This window comes from Serratia sp. GW822-FHT06D09 (assembly GCF_058799515.1).
In genome coordinates this window covers 1-22,576 of record NZ_JBXALO010000019.1, presented here as the reverse complement: position 1 = coordinate 22,576, position 22,576 = coordinate 1, and the positions used below count along the sequence as shown (strand labels likewise).

General features: G+C 54.6%; 21 protein-coding genes and 1 riboswitch. Of the genes, 10 read left to right on the top strand and 11 right to left on the bottom strand.

What is annotated here, in order from left to right; all coding sequences use genetic code 11:
- The first annotated feature begins 42 nt into the window (after window positions 1–42).
- From rpoC to AC1RKG_RS24300, 4 genes are all read left to right on the top strand, one after another.
- Window positions 43–4,263: a DNA-directed RNA polymerase subunit beta' gene (gene rpoC / locus AC1RKG_RS24315; RefSeq protein WP_020828743.1), complete on the top strand. Its 4,221-nt coding sequence runs from the start codon at window positions 43–45 to the stop codon at window positions 4,261–4,263.
- A gap of 171 nt (window positions 4,264–4,434) precedes the next feature.
- Window positions 4,435–4,881, top strand: coding sequence for a GNAT family N-acetyltransferase (locus tag AC1RKG_RS24310; protein ID WP_493183822.1), 447 nt, complete (start codon window positions 4,435–4,437; stop codon window positions 4,879–4,881).
- Window positions 4,881–5,345 (top strand): putative pterin-binding protein, encoded by a 465-nt coding sequence (locus AC1RKG_RS24305; RefSeq protein WP_130016991.1) that lies wholly within the window; start codon window positions 4,881–4,883, stop codon window positions 5,343–5,345. Before AC1RKG_RS24310 ends, AC1RKG_RS24305 begins: the two co-directional genes overlap by 1 nt.
- 1 nt (window position 5,346) lies before the next feature.
- Window positions 5,347–6,639, top strand: a complete 1,293-nt coding sequence (locus AC1RKG_RS24300) for a sensor histidine kinase (protein ID WP_020828740.1) — start codon at window positions 5,347–5,349, stop codon at window positions 6,637–6,639.
- Here the strand turns inward: AC1RKG_RS24300 and AC1RKG_RS24295 are convergent.
- From AC1RKG_RS24295 to AC1RKG_RS24255, 9 genes are all read right to left on the bottom strand, one after another.
- Window positions 6,607–7,350: a helix-turn-helix domain-containing protein gene (locus AC1RKG_RS24295; protein WP_258090781.1), complete on the bottom strand. Its 744-nt coding sequence runs from the start codon at window positions 7,348–7,350 to the stop codon at window positions 6,607–6,609. The genes AC1RKG_RS24300 and AC1RKG_RS24295 overlap by 33 nt on opposite strands.
- A 395-nt stretch (window positions 7,351–7,745) precedes the next feature.
- Entirely contained in the window at window positions 7,746–8,219 is a 474-nt protein-coding gene (locus AC1RKG_RS24290) for an acyl-CoA thioesterase (RefSeq protein ID WP_230090449.1), read from the bottom strand.
- Between the two features lie 303 nt (window positions 8,220–8,522).
- Window positions 8,523–9,656, bottom strand: a complete 1,134-nt coding sequence (gene thiH / locus AC1RKG_RS24285) for a 2-iminoacetate synthase ThiH (RefSeq protein WP_020828737.1) — start codon at window positions 9,654–9,656, stop codon at window positions 8,523–8,525.
- Window positions 9,656–10,435: a thiazole synthase gene (locus tag AC1RKG_RS24280; protein ID WP_217331909.1), complete on the bottom strand. Its 780-nt coding sequence runs from the start codon at window positions 10,433–10,435 to the stop codon at window positions 9,656–9,658. The genes thiH and AC1RKG_RS24280 overlap by 1 nt, the downstream gene beginning before the upstream one ends.
- 1 nt (window position 10,436) lies before the next feature.
- On the bottom strand, window positions 10,437–10,637 hold the full coding sequence (gene thiS, locus AC1RKG_RS24275) for a sulfur carrier protein ThiS (protein ID WP_046374694.1): 201 nt from the start codon (window positions 10,635–10,637) through the stop codon (window positions 10,437–10,439).
- On the bottom strand, window positions 10,634–11,383 hold the full coding sequence (locus AC1RKG_RS24270; protein WP_493183821.1) for a HesA/MoeB/ThiF family protein: 750 nt from the start codon (window positions 11,381–11,383) through the stop codon (window positions 10,634–10,636). Before AC1RKG_RS24270 ends, thiS begins: the two co-directional genes overlap by 4 nt.
- 4 nt (window positions 11,384–11,387) lie before the next feature.
- Complete coding sequence (gene thiE, locus AC1RKG_RS24265; RefSeq protein ID WP_187962151.1) at window positions 11,388–12,026, bottom strand: thiamine phosphate synthase; 639 nt, start codon at window positions 12,024–12,026, stop codon at window positions 11,388–11,390.
- Window positions 12,019–13,962, bottom strand: a complete 1,944-nt coding sequence (gene thiC, locus AC1RKG_RS24260) for a phosphomethylpyrimidine synthase ThiC (protein WP_493183820.1) — start codon at window positions 13,960–13,962, stop codon at window positions 12,019–12,021. Before thiC ends, thiE begins: the two co-directional genes overlap by 8 nt.
- A 114-nt stretch (window positions 13,963–14,076) precedes the next feature.
- Window positions 14,077–14,201: riboswitch (TPP riboswitch) on the bottom strand.
- Between the two features lie 38 nt (window positions 14,202–14,239).
- Complete coding sequence (locus tag AC1RKG_RS24255) at window positions 14,240–14,743, bottom strand: Rsd/AlgQ family anti-sigma factor (RefSeq protein WP_020828731.1); 504 nt, start codon at window positions 14,741–14,743, stop codon at window positions 14,240–14,242.
- A gap of 99 nt (window positions 14,744–14,842) precedes the next feature.
- Here AC1RKG_RS24255 and nudC point away from each other — a divergent pair, with 99 nt between their 5' ends.
- From nudC to AC1RKG_RS24225, 6 genes are all read left to right on the top strand, one after another.
- Window positions 14,843–15,610 (top strand): NAD(+) diphosphatase, encoded by a 768-nt coding sequence (nudC, locus tag AC1RKG_RS24250; protein WP_020828730.1) that lies wholly within the window; start codon window positions 14,843–14,845, stop codon window positions 15,608–15,610.
- Between the two features lie 40 nt (window positions 15,611–15,650).
- The gene (gene hemE, locus AC1RKG_RS24245) at window positions 15,651–16,715 is read left to right on the top strand and encodes a uroporphyrinogen decarboxylase (protein WP_020828729.1); all 1,065 of its coding nucleotides are present in this window, start codon (window positions 15,651–15,653) and stop codon (window positions 16,713–16,715) included.
- 9 nt (window positions 16,716–16,724) lie between these two features.
- On the top strand, window positions 16,725–17,411 hold the full coding sequence (nfi, locus tag AC1RKG_RS24240; RefSeq protein ID WP_174574956.1) for a deoxyribonuclease V: 687 nt from the start codon (window positions 16,725–16,727) through the stop codon (window positions 17,409–17,411).
- A gap of 48 nt (window positions 17,412–17,459) precedes the next feature.
- On the top strand, window positions 17,460–18,050 hold the full coding sequence (locus tag AC1RKG_RS24235) for a YjaG family protein (RefSeq protein ID WP_004953973.1): 591 nt from the start codon (window positions 17,460–17,462) through the stop codon (window positions 18,048–18,050).
- 188 nt (window positions 18,051–18,238) lie between these two features.
- Window positions 18,239–18,511 carry a nucleoid-associated protein HU-alpha gene (gene hupA, locus AC1RKG_RS24230; RefSeq protein WP_012004757.1) on the top strand — a complete coding sequence of 91 codons (273 nt, stop codon included), beginning with the start codon at window positions 18,239–18,241 and terminating at the stop codon, window positions 18,509–18,511.
- Between the two features lie 69 nt (window positions 18,512–18,580).
- The gene (locus AC1RKG_RS24225; RefSeq protein WP_020828727.1) at window positions 18,581–19,219 is read left to right on the top strand and encodes a DUF1481 domain-containing protein; all 639 of its coding nucleotides are present in this window, start codon (window positions 18,581–18,583) and stop codon (window positions 19,217–19,219) included.
- 45 nt (window positions 19,220–19,264) lie between these two features.
- Here the strand turns inward: AC1RKG_RS24225 and purD are convergent, their stop codons facing one another.
- Window positions 19,265–20,548, bottom strand: a complete 1,284-nt coding sequence (gene purD / locus AC1RKG_RS24220) for a phosphoribosylamine--glycine ligase (protein WP_493183819.1) — start codon at window positions 20,546–20,548, stop codon at window positions 19,265–19,267.
- A 48-nt stretch (window positions 20,549–20,596) separates the two neighbouring features.
- Entirely contained in the window at window positions 20,597–22,186 is a 1,590-nt protein-coding gene (purH, locus tag AC1RKG_RS24215; RefSeq protein ID WP_020828725.1) for a bifunctional phosphoribosylaminoimidazolecarboxamide formyltransferase/IMP cyclohydrolase, read from the bottom strand.
- Window positions 22,187–22,576: the final 390 nt, after the last annotated feature.

Genomic DNA, 22,576 nt, shown 5'->3' with positions numbered 1-22,576 from the left:
CAGCGTGCACCCAACAGGTTTAACTCCGACAGGAGCCAATCCGTGAAAGACTTATTGAAGTTTCTGAAAGCGCAAACTAAGACCGAAGAGTTTGATGCGATCAAGATTGCTCTGGCATCGCCAGACATGATCCGTTCGTGGTCGTTCGGTGAAGTTAAAAAGCCGGAAACCATTAACTACCGTACGTTCAAACCAGAACGTGACGGCCTTTTCTGCGCCCGTATCTTCGGGCCGGTAAAAGACTACGAGTGCCTGTGCGGTAAGTACAAGCGCTTAAAACACCGCGGCGTGATCTGTGAGAAGTGCGGCGTTGAAGTGACCCAGACCAAAGTACGCCGTGAGCGTATGGGCCACATCGAGCTGGCTTCACCGACTGCGCACATCTGGTTCCTGAAATCGCTGCCTTCGCGCATCGGTTTGCTGCTGGATATGCCGCTGCGTGACATCGAACGTGTACTGTACTTCGAATCCTATGTGGTTGTTGAAGGCGGTATGACTAACCTCGAGCGTCGTCAGATCCTGACTGAAGAGCAGTATCTGGATGCGCTGGAAGAGTTCGGTGACGAATTCGACGCCAAGATGGGTGCGGAAGCTATTCAGGCCCTGTTGAAAAACATGGATCTGGAAGCCGAGTGCGAGCAGCTGCGTGAAGAGCTGAACGAAACCAACTCCGAAACCAAGCGTAAGAAGCTGACCAAGCGTATCAAGCTGCTGGAAGCGTTCGTGCAGTCTGGCAACAAGCCAGAGTGGATGATCCTGACCGTGCTGCCGGTACTGCCGCCGGATCTGCGTCCGCTGGTTCCGTTGGATGGGGGTCGTTTCGCGACTTCAGATCTGAACGATCTGTATCGCCGCGTGATCAACCGTAACAACCGTCTGAAACGCCTGCTGGATCTGGCTGCGCCTGACATCATCGTGCGCAACGAAAAGCGTATGCTGCAAGAAGCGGTAGATGCCCTGCTGGATAACGGCCGTCGCGGTCGTGCCATCACCGGTTCGAACAAACGTCCTCTGAAATCTTTGGCCGATATGATCAAAGGTAAACAGGGTCGTTTCCGTCAGAACCTGTTGGGTAAACGTGTTGACTACTCTGGTCGTTCTGTAATCACCGTAGGTCCATACCTGCGTCTGCATCAGTGCGGTCTGCCTAAGAAAATGGCACTGGAGCTGTTCAAACCGTTCATCTACGGCAAATTGGAGCTGCGTGGCCTGGCCACCACCATCAAAGCCGCCAAGAAAATGGTTGAGCGCGAAGAAGCTGTCGTTTGGGATATCCTGGACGAAGTTATCCGCGAACACCCGGTACTGCTGAACCGTGCACCAACCCTGCACCGTTTGGGTATCCAGGCGTTTGAACCTGTTCTGATCGAAGGCAAGGCAATCCAGCTGCACCCGCTGGTTTGTGCGGCATACAACGCCGACTTCGATGGTGACCAGATGGCTGTTCACGTACCGTTGACGCTGGAAGCTCAGCTGGAAGCGCGTGCGTTGATGATGTCTACCAACAACATCCTGTCACCTGCGAACGGCGAGCCAATCATCGTTCCTTCTCAGGACGTTGTATTGGGTCTGTACTACATGACCCGTGACTGTGTTAACGCCAAAGGCGAAGGCATGGTGCTGAGCGGCCCGAAAGAAGCGGAGCGTATTTACCGCGCTGGTCTGGCTTCTCTGCATGCGCGTGTCAAAGTGCGTATCACCGAAGAGATCAAAAACACCGAAGGCGAGTCTGTACACCAGACTTCGATCATCGACACTACCGTTGGTCGCGCCATCCTGTGGATGATCGTGCCGCGCGGTCTGCCGTACTCGATCGTTAACCAGCCTTTGGGCAAGAAAGCTATCTCCAAGATGCTGAACACCTGTTATCGCATCCTGGGCCTGAAGCCGACCGTTATCTTTGCTGACCAGATCATGTACACCGGTTTTGCTTACGCAGCCCGTTCAGGCGCTTCCGTAGGTATCGACGACATGGTTATCCCGGCCAAGAAAGCGGAGATCATCGAAGAAGCGGAAACCGAAGTTGCCGAGATCCAGGAGCAGTTCCAATCTGGTCTGGTTACCGCCGGCGAACGCTACAACAAAGTGATCGATATCTGGGCTGCAGCAAACGAACGTGTTGCTAAAGCGATGATGGAAAACCTGTCGGTTGAAGACGTGGTTAACCGTGACGGCGTTGTGGAACAACAAGTTTCCTTCAACAGCATCTTTATGATGGCCGACTCCGGTGCGCGTGGTTCCGCCGCTCAGATTCGTCAGCTGGCCGGTATGCGTGGTCTGATGGCGAAGCCGGACGGCTCCATCATCGAAACGCCAATCACCGCGAACTTCCGTGAAGGTCTGAACGTACTCCAGTACTTCATCTCCACGCACGGTGCTCGTAAAGGTCTGGCGGATACCGCACTGAAAACGGCTAACTCCGGTTATCTGACCCGTCGTCTGGTTGACGTGGCGCAGGACTTGGTAGTTACCGAAGACGACTGTGGTACTCACAACGGCATCATGATGACTCCGGTTATCGAAGGTGGTGACGTTAAAGAGCCACTGCGCGAACGCGTTCTGGGTCGTGTGACAGCAGAAGATGTTATCAAGCCGGGTACGGCTGACATCCTGGTGCCACGCAACACCCTGCTGAACGAGAAGACCTGTGACCTGTTGGAAGAGAACTCTGTCGACAGCGTTAAAGTCCGTTCCGTAGTGAGCTGTGAAACCGACTTTGGTGTGTGTGCAAACTGCTATGGTCGCGACCTGGCACGTGGTCACATCATCAACAAAGGCGAAGCTATCGGCGTTATCGCGGCACAGTCAATCGGTGAGCCGGGTACACAGCTGACGATGCGTACGTTCCACATCGGTGGTGCGGCATCTCGTGCGGCTGCTGAATCCAGCATCCAGGTGAAAAACAAGGGTAGCCTGAAGCTGAGCAATGTGAAGTTCGTAATGAACGCCGCAGGCAAGCTGGTGATTACCTCTCGTAACACCGAACTGAAGCTGATCGACGAATTCGGCCGTACCAAAGAAAGCTACAAAGTGCCTTATGGTGCCGTGATGGGCAAAGGTGACGGTGCAGAAGTTAACGGCGGCGAAACCGTTGCTAACTGGGATCCGCACACCATGCCAGTTATCACCGAAGTGAGTGGTTTCATCCGCTTCGCTGATATGGTTGACGGCCAGACCATTACACGCCAGACCGACGAACTGACCGGTTTGTCTTCTCTGGTTGTACTGGACAGCGCAGAGCGTACCGGTAGCGGTAAAGACCTGCGTCCGGCACTGAAAATCGTTGATGCCAAAGGCGACGACGTGTTGATCCCAGGTACTGATATGCCTGCTCAATACTTCCTGCCAGGTAAAGCGATTGTGCAGCTGGAAGACGGCATTCAGATCGGTGCGGGTGATACCCTGGCGCGTATTCCTCAGGAATCCGGCGGTACCAAGGATATTACCGGTGGTCTGCCACGCGTTGCGGATCTGTTCGAAGCACGTCGTCCGAAAGAGCCTGCAATCCTGGCTGAAATCAGCGGGATTATCTCGTTCGGTAAAGAGACCAAAGGCAAACGTCGCCTGGTTATCTCTCCACTGGACGGCAGCGACGCTTACGAAGAGATGATTCCAAAATGGCGTCAGCTCAACGTGTTTGAAGGCGAAGTTGTGGAGCGTGGTGACGTTGTTTCTGACGGCCCAGAATCTCCGCACGACATTCTGCGTCTGCGTGGTGTGCATGCGGTTACCCGCTACATCACCAACGAAGTGCAGGAAGTTTACCGTCTGCAAGGCGTTAAGATTAACGATAAACACATTGAAGTTATCGTTCGTCAGATGCTGCGTAAAGGCACCATCGTCAGCGCAGGTGGCACCGAGTTCCTGGAAGGCGAGCAGGCTGAAGTGTCACGCGTTAAGATTGCCAACCGTCAGCTTGCTGCTGAAGGCAAAATCGAGGCAACCTTCTCACGCGATCTGCTGGGTATCACCAAGGCTTCCTTGGCGACCGAGTCCTTCATCTCCGCAGCATCGTTCCAGGAAACGACGCGCGTTCTGACCGAAGCGGCTGTTGCCGGTAAGCGTGATGAACTGCGTGGCCTGAAAGAGAACGTCATCGTGGGCCGTCTGATCCCAGCCGGTACCGGTTACGCTTATCATCAGGACCGTATGCGCCGTAAAGCACAGGGTGAAGTGCCAGTTGTTCCGCAGGTGAGCGCGGAAGAAGCAACGGCTAACCTGGCTGAACTGCTGAATGCAGGCTTGGGCGGCAACAACGATTAATCGTTGAATGCACTCGGGATCCGGCTTGCCGGTTCCTTGCCAGATAAACCGCTCCTCCGGGGGCGGTTTTTTTTTGCCCGCTCCGGCAGGGGGAATCTTTGCTACTATGAATAAACCCAAAATAATGGCTAAAATCACCTGCGTGCTATTACAACCAAGGATTGTACAGATATGGACAGCCTGATCACCTTCGAGAAACTTACGGCAAGACACCTGCCTTACCTGTATGAAATTAGATTCTCCGTCGAAGAGAACCCGCTTCACCCTCACCAGATCCAATATCTTCATAGGACCCAGGCACTGGATGATATTAACCAGGGTGGTGGTTGGATTTGTAAGTGCGGTGATGATTACGCCGGCGTAGGTTTCGGGCTCTTTATTCCTGAACCCTTGATCGGTGGGCTGTTTGTTAAACCGGAATACCAGTCGAAGGGGATTGGTTCTGCCTTACTGAATGCAGTAACGGCATGGTTATTCGAAAATGGCGCTCAAGAGATCCATCTCACTACCGATCCGGGATCGAAGGCTGAAGCGTTTTATCAGCGGCGCGGGTGGGTTGCCATTGGCAAGGATGAGTTTGGTCAGGCGGAGCTGGTTAAACGTAAAGGTGATAAGTAATGAAAATCAAAGGATTGATAGCATTATTTCTGATGTCTCTGTTTAGCGCTCCACTCTATGCTGGCGTTGATTATTTTTATCTTAAAAAGAGCGATGGCGAGAAGGTTAAGATTACGCTAAAGGCGTTAGAGGCGATGCCATCTTCTTCGATTAAAACCTCTACCAATTTCACTCCTGAGGCCGTTTTTACCGGCGTTGAGTTTGGCGTGCTGGCAAAGGAATATGGCCTGACGGGAAGTAAGGTTCGCGCTTTTGCCTGGGATGATTATTCATATTCAATGCCCGTTGCTGAGTTGGCTAAATACAAGGCTATTATCGCCTATAAGAAAAATGGCGAGCTTATGGACGTCGCACAATTAGGGCCTTTTGCGATTATCTATCCTCGTGATAGCCACCCAGAGTTGAACAATATTGATGTGAACGCAAAAACCGTTTGGCAGATAAAGATGCTAGAGGTTAAGTGAAATGAGCAAAAAATTTATCGGGACGCTTGTCGCTCTGGTTGCAGTGTTGGTGCTCTTGGTTTTACTGATTGCCACAAATTTCGGCAATGTGAAAGAGCGATACAAGCAGATTGAGCCCAATCTCGATAATTACTCCGTTGCTGAAATCCTCTTTTTGTCATTTGAAAGGACAAAAACCGCATTGCTGCTGGGCGATGAGGATAACTACGACGCTTTTATGCTCAAAAAGAAAATATTTGCATCAAAAATTGCCATTCTTGAGGGGCGCTCGACGTTCAGCGATGCTTTTTATTATGATGAAGAATTTATAAAAACCATTGCGGTTTTGAAGCAGCAGTATGCTGAGCTGGATCAACTTAGCGTTGAGTTGTTAAATGGCACCAAAACCAGAGCAGATATACTCTCCTTTATGGACGAGATGGAAATTACCCTGGTCGATATTCAAGAGATAATCTACAAAATACAGATAAGGAATTTCACCGAGGTTAAAGACATCATCAAAGATAATTCAGGTAAAGCCGAGCTGTTTGCTATTATTTCACTGGTGCTGATTTTCTTGATGATGTTCCTGATTTTGAAGCATGCGTTTTCACTGAAGGAGATAGTTAAGAATAAGAATATCTTTATTTCTTCCATTTACCATGAGATAGCCGGCTCAACGCAGGCCATCGTGATTGCGGCAGACATCATGGAGCATGAGTTGGTGCAGGATGAGTTAAAAAAAGAGGCCAGGCTCATCTCGCATCACGGCAATAAAATTGCAGAGCAAACGCGTGAGGTCATGGATTACTCACGGCTTGAAATGGGGGAAGTAAAGGTCAATGATTCTCTGTTTTCACTCAATGAGGTGGTTGACGATGCTGTTGCTGCGGTGGGTGGGGACGGTCGCAATAAATTTATTGTCCGGTATTCGTCTTATTCAGGGGAAGTTCATTCCGATAAATACAAGTTATATCGAATAATCGTCAATCTGTTGGGTAATGCCGATAAATATACCCATTGCGGCTTGGTAATTCTGAATGTGAAGGTTTGTCACGGTCGTCTTTATCTTCTGGTGAAAGATAACGGTATCGGCTTTAACGTGAAAAATATTAACAGATTATATAAAGCATTTAATCAGGGGGTGGAAAGAGAGACGCGCCAGGGGCTGGGCTTGGGCCTGACCATTATAAAGAACTATGTGACCAGGATGAAGGGCACCCTCAGAGTAAAATCTGTTGAAGGTAAAGGCTCGTCATTCCTCATTTGCTTGCCAATAAAATCAGTTGAAAAACAAATGGGAAAGCAACAGTGAAGAAATAATCAGCGGCTTGGCTGGTTTCTCAATCAAATGTACGTCGTAGTTTAATATCATATCGCCGATGTTTTTCTCATAGTGGTGTAACTGGCCTGTCAGGATGATGATTTGTGCATGGGTATCCACTCGGTCTTTTATCTTTTCTACGACCTTTTCTGATGTCTCGCCAAAGTCTAACAGCCAATCAAGGATAAAGGCCTCGTAGGTATGTTGCTCCAGGCTGTCGATGATCGCCTTAGCGGTTGGAAAAGTCTCTGTTTCGATACCGTAGCGGGTGGTGATTTTTTTTAGCAACTCCAGGATGTCTTGGTCATTGTCGAGGATGGCAATTCTGGGTGCCGGAAGAAAGTCTATTTTCCTGACCTTATACAGCTCTGCGCCTGCGCTTTTATCTCTGCCGGTGTTAATAATAAAAAGATCGTCTTTTCTGAACGCATAGGTTTCCCCGTCCTCAATGCTGTCTACCGGCTTGTCATCAACCTCGATATTGCACCGTTTATGTATGCTGTTCATGATAAACACGCAGTTGTGGGCTCTGCGTCCTTCAAACGATTCATTGAAGTATTGAAATACTCTTTTTATCTCGTCGAGAGTGATGCCTCTTTTACCGTCCAGCTTCTGCTTGGCGCTGTTATATTGAAGGTTCAGAATGCTTGCCATGGTTGATGCGTGCTTTCTGTCACCTACCCCTTTCTGGGCCAGCAACATACTGATTGCCTCTGCGTAATTTGGCGTTTTTTTCATGATCACCTCGATTTTTCTGATGTTGACCACGAGCATTTGCTGTCCCGAGGTTGCCTGCTGGCTCGATTATAGATGAAGTCAGGATGGCTGCGGCGATATCCGTTTGATTTTCATGACTAAACTCAAATTACACTCAATAGCACTCAAAAAAACACTCAAAAGACATTCACATTTTATCGTTGATATGATTAATTAGCTCTTATATGTGCGATTCGCGTTCCTGGGGGGGCTGCCTGTCTCACAGAATAAGCTGCCTGCTCCTGTCTTCAAGCTAGGGGCAGGCAGCAAAAAAAGATACACGGCCGACGCCAGGGCCATTACAGCATCAGGGACTCATCACATCACCGCGGCGCAGGTGGTCACACCTTGCTCGCCTGTTGATATTGCCGCACGCTTTCTGCTACTTCTTCTGGCGCCACTACGCCTTCTTTCCCGACTACGACTGCCTGTGACGTGCCCAGTGCCACAATCCGATCGCCGACACTGAAAGTATGAGTCGCATAAAAGTAACGATCGTCCCAGTGAGTAATGGTCATGCTGACTTGATAACGTTGGAAGGGCTGCAGCGCCTTTTTGTAATTCATATTCAGTTGACTGACGATCGGCGACCAGCGCCGCTTGAGCATCAGCTTCATTAATCCGGTTCGAATAAACATATCCACCCGATTGAGGTCGCACACCGTCAGGTACCGGCCATTATTCATGTGCAGATTGATATCGATATCATTTAGCCATACTCGAGTTTGCAGGGTGCTGGTCAGGTCATCCATTGACATGCGCGCTTTCCAGCGTGACGAGATAAAGATCCAAATCAGTCGCAGGTACAGGTTCATGGTTATTATTCCGCCGGGGGTGAGAGGTTAAATGTGGTCCAACCAGTTGGCTTTGTCAAAATCCCCGAACCGCGTTGATGAGTGCGCAAACCGAAAAGGAAGGCCCGGATCGCGCGGGAGGGTATCCGGTACGATCCGGGGGTGGGTAAGGCGGGGCCATTGAGAAGGTAACGGCCCCGGCCGGCGCCGGGTTTGGCGACCGGCAGAGGGACTATAGCCGGTGTGATTTTCGGCACCAGCTTGGTTGATAGACTTTGCGCAGTCTATCTTTGGATTTCTCTGCAATGGTTAATGGATTACAGCTTATTGCGCGCCACGTCCAAGATAGCCGTCCCAGTCTTTCCACACCGGCTGCAAACCGGCATCGCTAATCGCTTGCGCCACCTGTTGCGGCGTACGGCCATCATGCGGTTCGAACTGCTCCAGTTCAGGCGGCACGTCGTCGGCATAGCCACCGGGTTGTGTCTTGGATCCGGCGCTGACGCTGTTGATCGCCACCGGGATCATATGATCGCGGAAGAACGGGGATTCACGCGTCGACAAAGAAAGTTCCACGTCGGGGGCGAACAGCCGGAAAGCACAGATCAACTGCACCAGTTGCGGTTCACTCATGATCGACGCCGGTTCTATACCGCCGGCGCAGGGGCGCAAACGCGGGAACGAGATGGAATAACGGCTCTGCCAATAGGTTTGCTGCAGGTAGAATAAGTGCTCGGCCAGCATATAGCAGTCGGTGCGCCAACTGTTGGAGAGCCCGACCAGAGCGCCGAGACCGATCTTGTCGATCCCGGCGCGGCCCAGGCGATCCGGCGTGGCCAACCGCCAATGAAAGTCCTGTTTCTGCCCACGGAGGTGATGCTGCAGATAGGTGGCGGGATGATAGGTTTCCTGATACACCAACACGCCATCCAGCCCCAGCGTTTTCAGTTCGGCATACTCTTCCTGCGCCAGCGGTTGTACCTCCATCATCAGCGAACTGAAATGGCGGCGGATCGCCGGAATATGCTGGCGAAAGTAATCCATGCCGACCTTGGTTTGGTGTTCACCGGTGACCAGCAGCAGATGCTCAAAACCCAAAGCTTTAATCGCCAGACACTCGCGTTCGATTTCTGCGGCATCCAGGGTTTTGCGCTTAATGCGATTGCTCATTGAAAAACCGCAGTAAGTGCAGTCATTAGCGCATAGATTAGACAGGTATAAGGGCACATAGAAGCTGACCACGTTACCAAAACGTTGGCGAGTCAGTTGCTGTGCACGTTGCGCCAAAGGTTCCAGATAGTGCGCCGCGGCAGGGGAGATCAATGCCATAAAGTCTTCACGCGTCAGCTTGTCCGCATTGAGTGCACGCTCCACATCCCGCGCCGTCTTACTGTTAATGCGCAGCGAGATGTCGTCCCAATCCAACTGCTGCCAGCGGCGGCTGAAATCATCGGCCATCACAACGTCTCCCCGGCCTGGCTGAGAAAAGCCGTCAGCGGGCTGGAAGCCGCCGCACTACGTTGGCTACTGCCCAAACCGGCCTGGCGCGCCAGTTCACCGGCTTCCAAGGCCAAACGGAAAGCATGCGCCATCTGTACGGGATCGCGTGCCACGGCGATAGCCGTATTCACCAGCACCGCATCGGCACCCAGTTCCATGGCTTCCAGTGCATGGCTCGGCGCACCGATACCGGCGTCCACCACCACCGGCACTTTGGCCTGTTCGATAATGATCTCCAGAAAGTCGCGGGTGCGCAGCCCCCGGTTGGAACCGATTGGCGATCCGAGCGGCATGACCGCCGCGCAGCCCACTTCTTCCAGCCGTTTGCATAGCACCGGGTCGGCACCGCAGTAAGGCAGCACCACAAAGCCTTCTTTTACCAAGGTTTCCGCCGCTTTCAGGGTTTCTATGGGGTCCGGCAGCAGGTATTTCACATCAGGGTGAATTTCCAGTTTTACCCAGTGAGTGCCGAGCGCCTCACGCGCCAGCCGGGCGGCAAACACCGCTTCGGCGGCGGTCTTGGCACCAGAGGTGTTGGGCAGCAGGCGAACGCCCAACTGTTGCAGCGGCGCCAGAATGGCATCATTGCCACCGCGCAGATCAACGCGTTTCATCGCCATGGTGACCAGCTGCGAACCGGAGGCCTGCAGGGCTTCCAGCATCAGCGCTGGGGTGGCGAACTTGCCGGTGCCGGTAAACAGGCGTGAAGTAAAGGTGGTATCGGCGATTTGTAGCATGTCAGCCTCCGGCGATCGCTTGAAACAACAGGATGTCATCACCGTCCTGCACCTGGTGGTTAGCCCAGTCGGCGCGCGGGATGATGGTTTGGTTGATAGCCAGCGCGGTGCCCGGCTGGTGGCGTTGCAGTTGTTCCAGCAAAGCATCGACGCTCAGGGGCTGCGCCAGTTCCAACGGCTGGTCATTAAGCCGGATCTTCATGCTGCCCCTCCGCATACTGCACAGGTGCTGGCCTGGCTGAGTTGCAAGGTGCTCCAGCTTTGTTGTTTACCGTCGAACAACCGTAGTTTGCCGTTCAGTGGTGAAGACATGCCTGCCAGCATCTTTATCGCTTCCAGGGCTTGCAGCGTACCGATGATGCCGACCACCGGGCCGAGCACGCCAGCGGTGCGGCAATTGCGCTGCGGTTCTGCCTGTTCCGGGTAAAGGCAAGCGTAACAGCCGTGGACATAAGGCGGTTCAATGACCAGCAACTGGCCGCTGAAACCCACCGCGCTGCCGCTGATAAGCGGCTTGTCGGCGCTGATGCAGGCGGCGTTCACCGCATGGCGGGTTTCCATATTGTCGCTGCAGTCCAAAATGAGATCGGCGCGCTCCACGGCGTGGTGCAAGGTTTCGCCTTGCAGCCGTTGCTCAAGCGCAATGGCTTCAACCATCGGGTTCAGTGCCTGTAACTGGCGCTGCGCCAGAGCGGCTTTGCTTTTTTCCACGTCGGGGCTGCGGTACAGGATCTGGCGCTGCAGGTTGGTGACGTGAAGCGTATCGTCATCGGCCAGTAACAGAGTACCGACGCCGGCAGCAGCCAGATAGAGCGCTGCAGGGGAGCCTAAGCCCCCAAGCCCGACGATCAGCGCCGTCGAACGCTTCAGCTTCTCCTGACCTTCCGGGCCGATATCTTCCAGCAGCAGTTGGCGGCTGTAACGCAGGAACTCTTGATCGTTCAACATGGCGTTACTCCTTGCCTTCGATCAGCTGCAGCAGTTGAGCGGTGGCGGCGCGCCAGTCCGGCGCTTGAGTAATGGCGCTGACCACCGCCACGCTACCTACGCCACAGGCCAACACGTCGGCCACGCGATCGATACTGATCCCGCCGATCGCCACCGTCGGATAGTCACTCAACCCGAGGATATGGCGTTTCAGCTCTGCCAGGCCCTGGGGAGCGGAAGGCATGTCTTTGGTTTGCGTCGGGAAGATATGCCCCAGCGCAATATAAGAAGGCTTCACCGCAATGGCTCGCGCCAGCTCGGCGTCGTCATGGGTGGAAACGCCTAAACGCAATCCGGCGCGGTGGATGGCCGCCAAATCGGTGGTCTCCAGGTCTTCCTGGCCCAGGTGCACGCCATAGGCATCGTGTTTAATCGCCAATTGCCAATAGTCATTAATAAACAGCCGGGCGTTGTACCTTTTACCGAGCGCAATGGCGGCGGCAATATCCTCTTCGACCTGCTCATCCGGCAAATCCTTGATGCGCAGTTGGATCGTGGTAACACCCGCATCCAGCAGGCGAGCAATCCATTCGACACTGTCGACTACCGGGTATAACCCCAGCTTGTGCGGAGTGGCGGGGAAAGGCGTGGTGATATCAGTCATTGCTCAGTTCCTCTTGCAGGTTGCCGGCGCTGTGGTAGAGCTCACTGCCGCGTGAACGGAACTCGGCCGACATTTTTTCCATGCCGGTGAGTTGTACTTCTATCGGTTTGGCGGCTTCCTGCGCAGCGGCATAGTCGCGTACTTCCTGCGAAATTTTCATCGAGCAGAATTTGGGGCCGCACATGGAACAGAAGTGGGCGATTTTGCCGGACTCTTGCGGCAGGGTTTCGTCGTGATAAGCGCGGGCGGTAGCCGGGTCGAGCGCCAGGTTGAACTGATCTTCCCAGCGGAATTCGAAACGCGCCTTGGACATGGCGTTATCGCGGATCTGGGCACCCGGGTGACCTTTGGCCAAATCGGCGGCGTGGGCGGCAATTTTGTAGGTGATCAGCCCCTGTTTGACGTCTTCTTTGTTCGGCAGCCCGAGGTGTTCCTTCGGCGTGACGTAACACAGCATGGCGCAGCCGAACCAACCGATCATCGCGGCGCCGATGCCGGAGGTGAAGTGGTCATAGCCCGGAGCGATATCGGTGGTTAGCGGGCCAAGGGTGTAGAACGGCGCTTCGTGGCAATGCTCCAACTCTTCGGTCATGTTGCGACGGATCATTTGCATCGGTACATGACCCGGGCCTTCGATCATCACCTGCACGTCATATTCCCAGGCAATTTTAGTCAGTTCGCCCAGCGTGCGCAGTTCGGCGAACTGCGCTTCATCATTGGCGTCCTGAATTGAGCCGGGGCGCAGGCCATCGCCCAGGGACAGTGAGACGTCATAGGCGGCGCAAATTTCGCAGATTTCGCGGAAGTGCTGGTACAGGAAGTTTTCCTGATGGTGTGACAGACACCATTTAGCCATGATCGAACCGCCGCGCGAGACGATGCCGGTCAGGCGCTTGGCGGTCATCGGTACATAGCGCAACAGTACGCCGGCGTGGATGGTGAAGTAGTCAACGCCTTGCTCTGCCTGCTCAAGTAACGTATCGCGGAACATTTCCCAGGTCAGGTTTTCCGCCACGCCGTTCACTTTTTCCAGCGCCTGATAGATAGGCACCGTTCCGATCGGTACCGGGCTGTTACGCAGGATCCATTCGCGGGTTTCGTGGATATAGCGGCCGGTGGACAGGTCCATCACCGTATCCGCGCCCCAGCGGGTGGACCAGACCAGTTTTTCGACCTCCTCTTCGATGGATGAGGTCACCGCCGAGTTGCCGATGTTGGCGTTAACTTTCACCAGAAAATTGCGACCGATGATCATCGGCTCGGATTCGGGATGGTTGATATTAGCGGGGATGATGGCGCGTCCAGCGGCCACTTCCTGGCGAACGAATTCCGGCGTGATGTTCTCCGGCAGATTGGCGCCCCAACTTTGGCCTGGATGCTGCTGGCGCAGGACATCGCCACGGATACGCTCGCGGCCCATGTTTTCGCGGATGGCGATAAACTCCATCTCAGGGGTGATTACGCCAGCGCGGGCGTAGTGCAACTGGGTGACGCATTTGCCGGGTTGCGCCTTGCGCGGCCGCGGCAGATGTTCAAAACGCAGGTGATCCAGACCTTCATCCGCCAGGCGCTGCTGGGTAAAGCCGGAACTGACGCCATTGAGCAGTTCGGTATCACCGCGTTCAGCTATCCAGCCTGCACGCAGTTTTACCAGGCCGGTATGCACATTAAGTTCAGATTGCGGATCGCCATAAGGACCGGCAGTGTCGTATACCGGAATGGCTTCGTTGGGCTGGTACTGTGGGTTGTCTTTGTCGCCGCCAAGCAGCGTCGGGCTAAGCTGGATTTCACGCATCGGCACCCGCAGATCGTTGCGTGAGCCCTGCAGATAAATCCGGCGTGAATTGGGAAAGGACACGCCCTGAAGGGTATCGATAAACTGCTGGGCTTCTTCGCGTTGCTCTTTACGGGCACGGGGTTTTTTAACGTTAGACATAGCAAGTTCCTACCAGTGTGTTGGGTTGGGAATGTTGCTTGTCTGGAGCTCGGAGGGAGTAATGATGCTGGCCGACAGGGCGGGATTATCCCTGTTGGGATCACCTGCCTGTGGCGATAGATTACTCTTGTTCCCTTCGCGGGTATTAACCCGATCAGGTTCCGCGGATCCCGAATTAACGGTCTCAGCCTGGCCAATTTGATGAACAAATCAGGCGCTAGGCACTCCGACAAGATGCCCCCAGTATAGGAGGGTGAATAAAAAAAACTACAAAATTCTAACGTGCCTGATCCAGCGCTTTATCCGGCATCGTTTGCTGCCAGGCTTCGGTCGCCAGTTGGATCAGCTTATCTTCCAGGGTAAAACGTGCCGCCAGGGTTTCACCGATATCCGACAATGCCTGATGGAGTTCCAGGCACACATCCTGATCGATATCCACTTCGGTATAGCGATCGTGAAATGCCATAATCTGTTCGGTATTTGCCCACAGTTTGGGGTAGATGTTTACCGACAGCGTCATTTTCGGACTGGATGCGCCTTCCACTTGCTTGATAATTCTGTCATAGATATGAAAATGACCGGCGGAGAGGTAATCCACCAGATTATGGCAAAAGTTCTCCAGCGCTTTTTCATTCAGCGGCGTATGCTTTTCTTTATTCGGTTTGATACCCACGAGGGTGCAATAGGCGACCAGCAATTGCTTGCGAGCCTGAAGCCATTGATCAACTAATTCATTACTACCACCAACGCGCTGAGTCAGGCTTTCCAAACGGTTGAGCATGTTTGACTCCGTAAGTAATAAAACGTAACAGTAAGTTATTAAAATGTTACAAGGCCGATTTGTAGAGTGCCAGTGAAGCTGAGGTTGTGCAACAACGATATGGAACTTGCATTAACGGGTAATGAAAATGGCTGGTGGATTGTCAGCCATGAAAGCAAACTTTGGTTACCAAACGGTGAATTGCCGTGTGGTTTGGCGGCGTCATTCTCCCTGCAGGGGCGGATGGCCAGGGCTATTGGTGAATGGGAAGGGCTGCCGGTCTGGCTGGTGCGTCAGGCGATGCCGCAGGACATGGGCTCGGTACGCCAACTGCTAGAGCTCGATCGTGGACTGTTCCAGCTCGCTGGGCGAGGGGTGCAACTGGCCGACTTCTACCGTTCCCATCGCTACTGCGGTTACTGCGGCCATGAGATGCATCTCAGTCGCACGGAGAGTGCCTGTCTGTGCGGCAATTGCCGCGAGCGTTACTACCCGCAAATCGCCCCTTGCGTGATTGTTGCCATTCGACGTGACGACGAGATCCTGCTGGCCCAGCACGTGCGCCATCGCGGTGGAATTCATACTGTCCTGGCCGGTTTTGTTGAGGTCGGCGAAACGCTGGAGCAGGCGGCTGCGCGCGAGGTAATGGAGGAAAGTAATATTGAAATCAAAAACCTGCGCTACGTCACCTCGCAACCCTGGCCATTCCCGCATTCGCTGATGATGGCCTTTATGGCCGATTACCATCGGGGTGAGATCCGTCACGATCCGAAAGAGCTGCTTAACGCCGGCTGGTACCGCTACGATCGGTTGCCGCTTTTGCCGCCGCCTGGCACCGTGGCGCGCCGCCTGATAGAGGACACCGTAGCCTTATGCCGCGAGCAATAACTCGCTACAATAGCGGCAGATGAATAAGGGAGCCCCATAAATGAATGAGTTGAAGAACGATCGTTACCTGCGCGCGCTGCTGCGTCAGCCGGTGGATGTGACCCCCGTATGGATGATGCGTCAGGCCGGTCGTTATTTGCCGGAGTACAAAGCCACCCGTGCCCAAGCCGGTGATTTTATGTCGCTGTGCAAGAATGCGGAACTGGCTTGCGAGGTTACGCTGCAGCCGTTGCGCCGCTTCCCGCTGGATGCGGCCATTCTGTTCTCCGACATCCTCACCATTCCCGATGCCATGGGGCTGGGGCTGTATTTCGAAACCGGCGAAGGCCCGCGTTTCTCCTCGCCGATTACCTGTCGTGCCGACGTGGACAAGTTGCCGGCCTTCGATCCTGAAGTGGAGCTGGGCTATGTGATGAACGCGGTGCGTACTATCCGCCGCGAGCTCAAAGGCGAAGTGCCGCTGATCGGTTTCTCCGGCAGCCCGTGGACCCTGGCGACCTATATGGTGGAAGGCGGCAGCAGCAAGGCCTTCACCAAGCTGAAAAAAATGATGTATGCGGAGCCGGCTACGCTGCACCTGCTGCTGGATAAGCTGGCAGACAGCGTCATTTTGTATCTCAACGCCCAGATCAAAGCCGGCGCGCAGTCGGTGATGGTTTTCGATACCTGGGGCGGCGTGCTGACCGGCCGTGACTACCGCGAATTCTCTCTGCATTACATGCATAAGATTGTCGATGGGCTGCTGCGTGAAAACGATGGCCGCCGCGTGCCGGTCACGCTGTTCACCAAAGGCGGTGGCCAGTGGCTGGAGGCCATGGCGGCCACCGGCTGTGACGCGCTGGGCCTTGACTGGACGACCGATATCGCTGACGCGCGCCGTCGCGTAGGGGATAAAGTCGCGCTGCAGGGCAACATGGATCCTTCTATGCTGTATGCGTCACCTGAGCGTATTGCCCAGGAAGTGGAAACTATTCTGGCCGGTTTCGGTCACGGTGAAGGGCACGTATTTAACCTGGGTCACGGCATTCATTTGGATGTGCCACCAGAAAACGCCGGCGCCTTTGTCGAGGCGGTTCACGCTCAATCGGGCAAATACCATCGCTAAGGGCCGGACGTGATAGATACTCAAGCCCTACGCGCGGAGCAATTGCAGCGCGCCTCGGAAGTGATTCGTTACGATGACTTCCAGACCGAGTCGCCGGCCTTTATTGCCGGTGCCGACGTGGGCTTTGAACAGGAAGGTGAGGTGACGCGTGCTGCCATTGCCATCCTGCGCTATCCATCGCTGGAGCTGGTGGAGTACCGGGTGGCTCGTGTCGCGACCACCCTGCCTTACATTCCCGGTTTTTTATCATTTCGTGAATACCCTGCGTTGCTCGCGGCTTGGGAGCAATTGCAGCAGAAGCCGGACCTGGTTTTTGTCGACGGCCATGGTATCTCACACCCGCGCCGTCTGGGCGTTGCCAGCCATTTCGGTCTGCTGGTCGACGTACCGACCATTGGCGTCGCCAAAAAGCGCCTGTGCGGTAAATTCGCCCCTTTGGACGCCGCCGCCGGCGCGTTGGCGCCGCTGGAAGATAAAAGCGAGCAGCTTGGCTGGGTGTGGCGTAGCAAGGCGCGTTGTAACCCGTTGTTTATCTCTACCGGCCACCGCGTCGGGGCCGACAGTGCGTTGGCCTGGGTACAACGTTGCATGGCGGGCTACCGTTTGCCGGAACCTACGCGCTGGGCCGATGCCATCGCCTCGCGCCGACCGGCCTTCCAGCGCTGGTTGCAGCAGCATCCAGAGGTGTCGCAATGACCGATTTCGGGTACACTGCGGCGCAGATAACGCGTAAGAGAGTGAATAATGCTACGTAACCCGATCCATTTACGTCTGGAAAAGCTTGAAAGCTGGCAACATTTGACCTTTATGGCCAGTTTGTGCGAGCGTATGTATCCGAATTACCAGATGTTCTGCCTGCAAACCGAGTTTGGCGATCCGGCGATTTACCGCCGCATTCTGGATTTGGTGTGGGAAACGCTGGTGGTCAAGGACGCCAAGGTCAACTTTGACAGCCAGCTGGAGAAGTTGGAAGAGGCGATACCTTCGGCAGAAGATTACGATCTTTACGGCGTTTACCCGGCTATTGACGCCTGTATCGCATTAGGGGAACTGATCCATTCGCGACTCAGCGGGGAGACGCTAGAGCACGCCATCGCCATTAGCGAAACGTCAATTCGCACCGTGGCGATGTTGGAAATGACTCAGGCCGGTAAAGAAATGACCGACGATGAGCTCAAGGTTTTGCCTGCGGTAGAGGAAGAATGGGACATCCAATGGGAAATTTTCCGCCTGTTGGCTGACTGCGAGGAACGCGATTTAGAGCTGATCAAAGGCTTGCGTTCTGACCTCCGCGAGGCCGCGGTGAGTAATATCGGGATAAATTTAACGCAATAAGGCAAGAAAACGTGATTTAACGCCTGATTTGTCATGCCTTAAGGCTTCACATCCGCACCCTGTCTGGTCTACATTTGGGGGGCGTAAAAAAAGTGGCTATCGGTGCGTGTATGCAGGGAGTGCTGTCAATCGGCATATCCGTCGCACTCGATGCTTTGCAAACGATAAACACACTGTAAGGATAACTTATGAACAAGACTCAACTGATTGATGTAATCGCGGACAAGGCTGACCTTTCCAAAGCACAAGCTAAACTGGCTCTGGAATCCACCCTGGCTGCTATTACTGAGTCTCTGAAAGAAGGTGATGCAGTACAATTGGTTGGTTTCGGTACTTTCAAGGTCAACCACCGCAACGAGCGCACTGGTCGCAACCCGCAGACTGGTAAAGAAATCAAAATCGCAGCTGCTAACGTGCCTGCGTTCGTTTCTGGTAAAGCACTGAAAGACGCGGTTAAGTAATACTGCGTGTTGGTGAAAAGATTAAACAGGGGGGCAATAGCGCCCCTTTTGTTTATCCGACAGGCGCTCATGGTCATCGGCCTTGCCGGTGTCCTGAGCGCCTGCAGCAGTCATTCAGATCCCCCTGCCTTCAGTGCCAGTGGCTTTGTGGCCGACCAGGGCGTTATTCGCCTGTGGCGCAAAGACGACGATCGGCATCGCCCACAGGTGCTGATGAGCGTCTACAGTCCTTATCGCGGTCCGGGCACCGTCACCACGCTGTACGAATACCAAAACGGCGAACTGCGCCAGATTAAACGCACCGATGCCGATGGCGATCGTGACTCTATTCAACTTCGCTTCACCGATGACGGCGAAGTAAGCTTTATGCAGCGTCAACTGGCCACGCGGCGTGAACAACTGACCGCCGATGAAATCGCGCTGTACCAATACCAGGCGCGTCGAGTGCTTGAAGTGAGTAATGCGCTGCGTGCCGGCAATGTGAAACTGCTGCAGGGGCGTTGGCAACAGGGCACGGTGCAAACCTGCGATGGCCAAACGTTGAAACCAGGGCTGGACGGCAGTGCCGAAGCCTGGATTGAGCGTCGCGCCCGCAACAGCAGCCAACCGGTGAATATTGCCTGGTTGGATGCGCCGGAAGGGCGTGAACTGCTGCTGGTGGCAAACGACGATTTTTGCCGCTGGGAACCGAAAGAAGATCAGCTATAAAAAAGGCCCCGCATGGCGGAGCCCTCAGAGATTTTAGCGTTCAGATCATTTGCCGCGTGCAATCGCACGATAGCCAATGTCCTTACGGCAGAAGCTGCCTGTCCACTGAATGCCATCCGCCAATTGGTAAGCGCGTTGTTGCGCCTGAGCCACCGTTTCACCCAGCGCGGTAACGCACAGCACGCGGCCACCGCTGGTCACCACGTCGTTACCCTGCATACGGGTGCCGGCATGGAATACCTTGCCGTCGGCGCTTTCTTGCTGCGGCAGACCCTGAATGACCTCACCGTTGTTATAGTCACCCGGATAACCGCCGGCTGCCAGTACCACGCCCAACGCAGGACGTTCATCCCATTCAGACGTTTTCTCATCCAGCATGCCTTCCGCACCGGCCAGGCACAGTTCAACCAGATCAGAGCGCAGACGCAGCATGATCGGCTGGGTTTCCGGATCGCCAAAGCGGCAGTTGAATTCAATGACTTTCGGTTGACCGTCCGCAGAGATCATCAGCCCGGCATAAAGGAAGCCGACATAGGTGTTACCTTCCGCCGCCATGCCACGCACGGTTGGCCAGATAACCTGGTCCATCGCGCGCTGGTGGATTTCATCGGTTACCACTGGCGCCGGGGAATAAGCCCCCATACCACCGGTGTTCGGGCCTGTGTCGCCATCGCCGACGCGTTTGTGATCCTGGCTGGTGGCCATCGGCACTACGTTTTCACCGTCGACCATGACGATAAAGCTGGCTTCTTCCCCATCCAGGAATTCTTCCACCACGATGCGGTGGCCTGCATCGCCGAAGGCGTTACCTGCCAGCATGTCTTGCACGGCGTCTTCCGCTTCCTGCAGCGTCATGGCAACAATCACGCCTTTACCGGCAGCCAGGCCGTCGGCCTTGATGACGATCGGTGCACCTTTACTGCGAACATAGGCCAGCGCCGGTTCGACTTCGGTAAAGTTTTGGTACTCGGCGCTTGGAATATTATGGCGCGCCAGGAAATCTTTGGTGAAGGCTTTAGAGCCTTCTAACTGGGCTGCGGCCTGAGAGGGGCCAAAGATTTTCAGGCCGGCGGCCTGGAAGGCGTCAACCACGCCAATCACCAGCGGCGCTTCCGGCCCGACAATGGTGAGGCCGATATCGTTGCTCTGGGCAAAAGCGAGCAGGGCCGGAATATCGGTAGCGGAGATCTCGACGTTCGTAAGACCTGGTTCCAGCGCGGTACCGGCATTGCCCGGTGCTACGTAAACTTTGTCCGCCAGCGGTGATTGGGCTGCTTTCCAGGCCAGCGCGTGTTCGCGTCCGCCGTTGCCGATAATTAAAATGTTCATCAGGTGCTCCACGAAGGGCGTGCGCCGCAGCGCACGCAGCAAAAAGGATTAATGGCGGAAGTGACGCATATCGGTAAAGATCATCGCAATGCCGTGTTCGTTGGCGGCGGCAATCACTTCATCATCACGGATCGACCCGCCTGGCTGGATCACGCAGGTGATGCCAACGGCTGCCGCGGCATCGATGCCGTCACGGAACGGGAAGAAGGCGTCGGACGCCATGGCGGAGCCTTTGACTTCCAGACCTTCGTCGGCGGCTTTGATGCCGGCGATCTTGGCTGAGTAAACGCGGCTCATTTGCCCCGCACCTATGCCGATGGTCATGTTGTCGCGCGCATAAACAATGGCGTTGGACTTAACAAACTTGGCCACTTTCCAGCAGAACAACGCATCACGCAATTCCTGAGCGGTAGGTTGGCGTTCGGACACTACGCGCAGATCGCTTTCACTCACCATGCCCAGATCGCGATCCTGCACCAGCAAGCCGCCGTTGACGCGCTTGAAGTCCAGAGCGGCAACGCGTTGCTGCCATTGGCCGCAGGCCAGCACGCGGACGTTCTGTTTGGCGGCCAGCAGGGAGCGCGCTTCCTGGCTGATGCTAGGGGCGATAATCACTTCCACAAACTGACGACTGATAATGGCCTGCGCAGTGGCGGCGTCCAGTTCGCGGTTGAAGGCGATGATGCCGCCGAACGCGGAGGTAGGATCGGTTTGATAGGCACGCTCATAGGCTGCCAGAATATCGTCGCCTATCGCCACGCCACAGGGGTTGGCGTGCTTGACGATAACGCAGGCCGGTTCGGCGAACTCTTTCACGCACTCCAGTGCCGCATCGGTATCGGCGATGTTGTTGTACGACAACGCTTTGCCCTGTAGCTGATCGGCGGTGGCGACAGAAGCTTCCTGAACATTCTCTTCTATATAGAAGGCGGCCTGCTGGTGGCTGTTCTCACCGTAGCGCATATCCTGCTTCTTGATGTAGTTAAGGTTCAGCGTGCGAGGGAAGCGACCGGAAGGCTGCTCGGTTTCGCCATGGTAGGCCGGCACCAGCGCGCCGAAGTAGTTGGCGATCATGCTGTCGTAAGCGGCGGTGTGTTCAAACGCCTTGATAGCCAGATCGAAACGGGTGGCGTATTGCAGTGAGCCGTCGTTGTTATCCATCTCGGTAATGATAGCGGCGTAGTCACTGCTCTTTACCACGATGGCGACGTCTTTATGGTTCTTGGCCGCGGAGCGCACCATGGTCGGGCCGCCGATGTCGATATTCTCTACTGCATCTTCCAGCGAGCAATCCGGGCGCGCCACGGTTTGGGCGAACGGATACAGGTTTACCACCACCATGTCGATCGGCTTGATGTCATGTTGGCTCATGATGCCATCGTCCTGACCGCGACGGCCCAGAATGCCACCGTGCACTTTCGGGTGCAGCGTCTTTACTCGTCCATCCATCATTTCCGGGAAGCCGGTGTAGTCGGAAACTTCGGTAACAGGTAGACCGGCATCTGCCAGCAGGCGAGCGGTACCGCCGGTGGAGAGCAGTTCAACGCCACGGCTTGAAAGCGCTTCGGCAAATTCAACGATACCGGCTTTGTCAGAGACGCTGAGCAGGGCCCGGCGGATTGGACGAGGTTGTTGCATGGTTTTATCCCTTGGCTTTGGAGTCGCAATAAAAGAGCGTTACGTGAATTTCCACCTTCTACTCTCTATAAGGAAAGGTTTTTCTCTCTATAAAGAGGGTATCGGGCACAAATTCAGGTAACGCCCCCATAAAAAGGGGAGCGTTTCGTCGCGGGGAATTGTAGCGAAAACGTTTGCGTGGCGCTCGTAAATTTTCCGTGCAAATGGCTTCTGTGGATAAGTTTGTGCACAACAGGGTATAAGGCGGGCTTTTGCTGTGGAATGCAGCAAACGATCGTTTTTGTCGAAAATACCTGTTGCGGCCTGCGAGGAACTCCCTATAATGCGCCTCCATCGACACGGAACATGTGAACAACTTCACAGAGTCTCCGGGGTTCGAAGAGAAAAAAT